This is a genomic window from Catellatospora sp. NPDC049609 (genome assembly GCF_040675365.1).
Lineage (GTDB): Bacteria > Actinomycetota > Actinomycetes > Mycobacteriales > Micromonosporaceae > Catellatospora.
On sequence record NZ_JBFAOU010000328.1, the window covers coordinates 1 to 4,404 of the forward strand.

General features: G+C 69.5%; 6 protein-coding genes. 2 read left to right on the forward strand and 4 right to left on the reverse strand.

The window, feature by feature from the left end:
* Together AB0J67_RS39380 and AB0J67_RS39385 are read right to left on the reverse strand one after the other, a co-directional pair.
* On the reverse strand, positions 1–269 hold a 269-nt coding region (locus AB0J67_RS39380), incomplete at its 3' end, for a transposase (RefSeq protein WP_363490640.1).
* A gap of 298 nt (positions 270–567) precedes the next feature.
* Positions 568–795 carry a hypothetical protein gene (locus AB0J67_RS39385; RefSeq protein ID WP_363490642.1) on the reverse strand — a complete coding sequence of 76 codons (228 nt, stop codon included), beginning with the start codon at positions 793–795 and terminating at the stop codon, positions 568–570.
* Positions 796–1,084: 289 nt separating this feature from the next.
* On the opposite strand from AB0J67_RS39385, the gene AB0J67_RS39390 reads away from it, so the two are divergent.
* A complete protein-coding gene (locus AB0J67_RS39390; protein ID WP_363490644.1) occupies positions 1,085–1,744 on the forward strand; it encodes a hypothetical protein in 660 nt (219 codons plus the stop codon).
* Positions 1,745–1,863: 119 nt separating this feature from the next.
* On the opposite strand, the gene AB0J67_RS39395 is transcribed toward AB0J67_RS39390, so the two are convergent.
* Entirely contained in the window at positions 1,864–3,012 is a 1,149-nt protein-coding gene (locus AB0J67_RS39395) for an acyl-CoA dehydrogenase family protein (protein ID WP_363490646.1), read from the reverse strand.
* A gap of 108 nt (positions 3,013–3,120) precedes the next feature.
* Here AB0J67_RS39395 and AB0J67_RS39400 point away from each other — a divergent pair, with 108 nt between their 5' ends.
* A complete protein-coding gene (locus AB0J67_RS39400) occupies positions 3,121–3,816 on the forward strand; it encodes a helix-turn-helix domain-containing protein (RefSeq protein ID WP_363490648.1) in 696 nt (231 codons plus the stop codon).
* 177 nt (positions 3,817–3,993) lie between these two features.
* Here the strand turns inward: AB0J67_RS39400 and AB0J67_RS39405 are convergent.
* Positions 3,994–4,404, reverse strand: a 411-nt coding sequence (locus AB0J67_RS39405; protein WP_363490650.1) for a hypothetical protein, incomplete at its 5' end; no start/stop codon positions are given.

The window sequence follows — 4,404 nt, forward strand, 5'->3', positions numbered from 1 at the left end:
TCGCGGGCGAAGTAGGCCGCCGCCCGGCGCAGGATCTCGTTCTCGGTCTCCAACCGGCGCTTCTCCCGCCGCAATTCGGCGATCTCACGCCGTTCGGCGCTGGTCAGACCGTCACTGCGGCCGGAGTCGGTGTCGGCCTGGTTCATCCAGTTGCGCAGGCAAGACTCGGAGATCCCGAGCTCCTTGGCCAACTGCGAGACGGGCCGGTCCTTCAACCGGGCCAGCTCGACTGCCCTCTGACGGAACTCGGCCGGGTGTGGTGCGGGCATTCGGACTCCTTCCCCGGGTGACAGTGTCACCTCAGGATCGGTGTCCGGAGAACCGGGTCAAGCTCAGAACGTATCCTCACCGGCTCGAATCGCGTCACCACGGCATCGCAGGGCTGCCCGGCATACGGGCGCAGGCGATGAACCTACTGGTCGGACGGGAGCGCGAGACCGCTGGCCGTGAACGGTTCGATAAGCACCCGGTACTGCTCTGCAGTGAGTCGGTGTCGCGCCAGGATCGTACGAGCGGCAGTGGAAATCACCGCCCATGCCTCGACATGCACGCCGCCACGGATGGAGTTCAGCTCGTCGGCCCGTGCCCGCAGCGCCATGCGATGCGACGTTCGAGTTGCGAGTTCTGGGCGGCCGAAATTCGCGCGGCTCTGCTGGCCTCGCGGCCGCCCTCGGAGCGCAGGCCGACCTGGCGATCAAAGGCGACCGCCAGCACCTGCGGCGCCAGGCTGGTGGCCTGATCGACGAACCGTTCCGTCGCCACATCGAGCATTCGCTTCTCCGATGGCAGTTTCATGCAGGGACATGACCCTGCGGACAGCTTCAGAGGCCAGCCAGAATACCGCCTGGCACGCCAGCCCGCCGGGCACGTCGGCCAGAACCGACCGTCGATTGCCGTGATCATCTGTTCTTGCGATCGCCTCCCCACCGCCGGCGATGGCTCCATCGGCCAACACGAGCGCGCTGCGTCGGCAGACCATGCCGGGCATGTCAGCGGGTAGGCCCAGTGGATGGCCGGGTTGTGCAGCGGTTCCGGCATTGCTTCGGTCGGCGGCGGTAGCCTCCGGCCGTGAGATGATCTCGGCATGGATGCCGACGGCGCTGGTCGCCGCCCTACCCTCGACGAAGTGCGTCAGTTCCACCTCGACGATCTCAACAGCGCGCTGCGCCGCGCCGGGATGTACGGCGGAGAGGTCGCATTGCGGCTGTTTACGCACACCATGGCGTTCGTCGACGGGGTACTGGACGCTTGGCTGCAGGAGGAACGAGACCTCAAATCCCGCGGAGCGTTCAACTCGCTAGGCGTGCGAGGAGCGTTCGCGCAGCTCTTGCCGGGCCATAACGATGACGGCGCGGTCAGCTCGGTTTACGCCGAGTTCGCTTGGCGCCAGAGCTGGCTCATCGTCGACCGGACGCTGACCGACGTGGACTACTGCCGCCTTCGGGACAGCGCGGCCGGATGGTGCACCCGTGATCGCAGCTTTGCCGAGGTAGTCGATGAGTTTGGGCCACCGTCGGTGCTGTTCGGCGGCTCCAACCGCCGCTACCCGAAAACTCTGGCCTACGCGCCCACCGACCGCGCGCAGGATCTTGTCAGCCTGCACTTCACGAGCAGCTACGACTGGGATACCTCACTGGCCCAGCCTGAGCCAGCGCTGATGCTGCTCGCCGTGCGCCATGGCCGCGGTCGGTTCGACGCCACGTTCACCTTCACTCCCGCCGGCATCGCGTATCGCGGCCAGTGACCCGTACGGGCTTCGACGGGCGTGATCGGCGTGCAAGGACAGACAGGCACCATCTGGTACGAGGTCGCGCCGCCACGGACTCCGTGGCGGCGCGACCTCATACACCGAGGCTGCTGTCGTCAGGCGAGCAGGCCCTTGCTGCCAAGCGCGTGCCGGCCGGCCTCGACCAGGGCGTCCTCGGCAGTCAGCGGATGGAACTTCGCCGCGCGGATGTCGCGGTAGCACCGTTCGATCACCGAGCCCTTGAAGAAGGCGGACCCGCCGACGACGTCCATGGCGAGATCGCAGACCGCGACGCCCGCCTCGGCGACCTCGTTCTTCGCCGACATCACCGCGAGGTAGACCTCGGGGGACGGGCGGGGGTCGTCGCCGACCGCGGCCAGGGCACCGTCGAGCGCCCACGAGGCGACCCGCAGCTTGTGCCGCATCAGACCGAGCTGGCGTTGCACGAGCACGTTCTCGGCCTTCGGCGCGGCGCCGGCGAGCGCGGCCCGGTACGCCGCCTCGGCCACCCCGAGGTAGACGCCCGAGATGATCGGGAACGCGATCTGCGAGATCACCTGCAGGGGCGGATCGACCACGCCGTACGGCCGATTGGCGAGCACCCGCTCATCCGGGACGAACACGTCCGTGAGCAGGATGTCGTTGCTGGCGGTGCCGCGCATGCCGAGGGTGTCCCAGTTGTCTGCGACGGTGACGCCCGGTGACGCCAGCGGGATCGCGACGTTCAGCACCCGCCGGCCCCGCTCCGGGTCGTCGCAGGTGAACATGGTTGCCATCACCGTGCCATGGTTCGACTGGCTGGCGAAGCGCTTGTGGCCGGTGACCCGGTAGCCCCCGTCGACCTTGACCGCCTCGCCGCGCGGGTGGGTGTAGTCGCCGCCGCCGGTCGAGACGAGCAGGATGCCCTCCTCCGCCACCCGGCGCAGGGTGGCCTCCGCACCGGGCAGATCGCGGCGATATCGCCACGAGGTGAACGCGACGACGTGCTGGTGCATCGAGCTGGCCAGCGCCGCCGAACCGCAGTGCTGGGCGAGCTCACGCTGCAGGGCGGTCAGCTCGGCGATGGTGGCGCCGTCGCCGCCGAGCTCTACGGGCACACCCACCTTGAGCAGGCCGGCGGAGCGGAGCACGTCATACGCCTCGGTCACGAAGCTGCCCTCGGCGTCGTGCCGGGCGGCGTGTTCGGCGAGTGTCGCGCCGACCGCTGCGGCCCGCTCGGTGAGATCGGTGGTCTGCTGAGCCCTCGGCTCGGTCGATGTCGTCATGCACTCAGCGTCGGTGGCGGCGTGGGCCCGCCACTAGTCCACAATCGCGACCTGGCTGGTACAGATTCAGGACTACAAGCCGCGTCCGGGCGCTGCGACGATATGCCCATGCCTGACTACGGTGACTACTGCCCCGTCCAGCTAGCCGCGGAGGTCGTCGCGGACCGCTGGACACCCCTGATCCTCCGGGAGATGGTGCTCGGCAACACCCGGTTCAACGACATCGCGCGGGCGATGCCCGGCATCTCCCGCTCGCTGCTCGTCCAGCGACTGCGGCACCTTGAGAAGCACGGAGTCGTCGAGACCTGGCCCGCGCCGACCGGGCGTGGCAGCGAGTACCGCCTCACGACGGCCGGCAAGGACCTGGAACGGGTCATCGACGCGATGGCGCGGTGGGCGATCGAATGGCTCTTCGAGGAGATCCGCCCGCACGATGTGCCGCCGACCACGCTCATGTGGTGGATGCACCGCCGGGTCAGGCCGGAAGCGCTGCCGACGGCTCGTACGGTGCTGGAATTCCGGCACACCGCCCCGGCACCGCAGACGATCTGGCTGGTGCTCGACCGGGGCGAGGTGTCGGTCTGCCACCAGCATCCGGGATTCGACAGCGATGCCATCGTCACCTCGACCACCGCCGACCTCGCCGACGTGTTCCAGGGGTACCGCACCTGGGCCGAGGCCACCGCCGACGGCCGGATCGACGTCGCCGGGCCGCCCAGGATCACCTCGGCCATCCCGCGATGGTTCGCGTGGAGCCCCTGGACCGACGTCACCCGCGAACGAGCCCAGCGCCCCACCAGCTGAGGTGACGAACCGTCGTCACCGCGGACGGAGAGGCGGCGCGTCAGCCGGCCGCGGGAGGTGACGCTGAACCGGCGTAGACGCCGATGAGGTGTGCCTCGACAGCGCCGGCGCGCCGAGGCCGAGGCCGAGGCCGAGGCCGAGGCCGAGGAGCAGCATGATCGGGCGCGGGCCTCGCGTTCAGCGGCGGCAGAGGAAGAGGTCGTAGGCGCGACGGCCGATGAGATCATCGATGCACGACGCAAAGGCCTGGCGCGAGTCCGGGCCGGCCGCGAGGTTCGAAGGCCGGCTGCACGTTGACGGCGGCCCCGGCGGCTTCGGCGACACCGCCTGCACCGGCACCGGCGCCTGTGCGTACCCCATCGCAGGCCGAAAGGCCAGGCTCTGGCCGAGTCGACCCGCGCGCACAACCCGCGATCGCCTCCCGCCACGAGCCCTGCGCGGCTGACCGGGCTTGGCGTACTCCACGCTGAGACAACAGCAGCCGCTGTGCGGATCGGGTCGCGCCGACGGGTCGTAGACCTGGGCCGCGGCGGTGAGCGGGAACTGCTGGTAGCCGCCGGTGCCGGCCTGCAGCCACGCCTTGTCGCC